General features: G+C 69.4%; 2 protein-coding genes. Both read left to right on the top strand.

Going from position 1 to position 1476, the window contains the following annotated elements:
- Positions 1 to 329: TolC family protein (locus AC097L_RS24090; RefSeq protein ID WP_479589254.1), on the top strand; the 329-nt coding region annotated here is incomplete at its 5' end.
- Positions 330 to 349: 20 nt separating this feature from the next.
- A partial coding sequence (locus AC097L_RS24095; protein ID WP_479589255.1) for an efflux RND transporter periplasmic adaptor subunit occupies positions 350 to 1476 on the top strand: 1127 nt, incomplete at its 3' end.

Raw genomic sequence — 1476 nt, forward strand, 5'->3', positions numbered from 1 at the left:
CCGCCCAGGCCCCCTACACCGAGGCGGTGGCCGTGTACCGCGCCAAGGTGCGCCAGGCCGTGCGCGAGGTGGAAGAAGCCCTGGTCAACCTGCGCAGCGCCGATGACCGCAACGCCGACACCCAGGTGGCCGCCCAGGGCTACCAGGCCGCATTTGCCGCCACCCAGGCCCGCTACACCGCCGGCCTGGCCAGCCTGCCCGAACTGGAGGACTCGCGCCGCACCGCGCTGGCCGCCGACACCAACGCCATTGCCCTGCAGCGCGAACGCCTGCTGGCCTGGATCAGCCTGTACCGCGCCGTAGGCGGCGGCTGGACCGGCCCCCAGTAAACCTTGACGGACTCCTCTTCATGCAAAAAAATGCTATTTATTCCGTAGCTGCTCTCGCCCTGTCCATCAGCGCTATCGGCCTTTTTTCCTTAAATTCCCAGGCGGCGGACGAAACCAAGGCCGCCGCGCCCAAGCCCGCCCTCACCGTCACCACCGTGCAGCCGCAGCGCAGCCCCTGGGCGGTGCAGCTCAGCGCCAACGGCAATGTGGCCGCCTGGCAAGAGGCCAGCATCGGCAGCGAAGCCAGCGGCCTGCGCCTGCTGGAGGTGCGCGCCAACGTGGGCGATGTGGTGCGCGCTGGCCAGGTGCTGGCCACGTTTGCGGCAGAGAGCGTGCAGGCCGACGTGGCCCAGGCGAAGGCGAATGTGCTGGAGGCGGAAGCCAATGCCCAGGATGCCAGTGGCAACGCCGCCCGCGCCCGCACGCTGCAGGCCACCGGGGCCCTGAGCGAGCAGCAAATCACCCAGTACCAAACCACAGAGCAGGTCGCCAAGGCCCGCGTAGCCGCCGCCAAGGCCACGCTGGTGGTGCAGCAGCAGCGCCTGCGCCACACCCAGGTGCTGGCGCCCGACAGCGGAGTCATCAGCGCCCGCAGCGCCACCGTGGGCGCGGTGCTGGGCAGCGGCACCGAACTGTTCCGCATGGTGCGCCAGGGGCGGCTGGAGTGGCGCGCCGAGGTCACCGCCGCCGAGCTGGAGCGCATCAAGGTCGGCACCATCGCCCAGGTGCGCACGGCGCAGGGCACGCCGGTGCAGGGCAAAGTGCGCATGGTGGCCCCCACGGTAGACCCGCAAACCCGCATGGGGCTGGTGTATGTGGATTTGCCAGCGTCCAGCCTCAAGCCGGGGATGTTTGCCAGCGGTGCGTTCGCACTGGGCCAGACCACCGCGCTGACCGTGCCGCAAACCGCCGTGGTGGTGCGCGATGCCTTCAGCTTTGTCTACCGCGTGGGCAAAGACCAGCGCGTGGCCCAGATCAAGGTGCAAACCGGGCGGCAGCTGGGCGACCGGCTGGAGATCACCAGCGCGCTGGAGCCGGATGCCGTGTTGGTCGCCAGCGGGGCGGGCTTTTTGAACGACGGCGATCTGGTGCGGGTGGTGCAGGATTCCAAGCCCAATGTGCCTCCAGCGCAAGTAACACCGGCACA

It is taken from the genome of Rhodoferax sp. RT5P35, assembly GCF_056521385.1.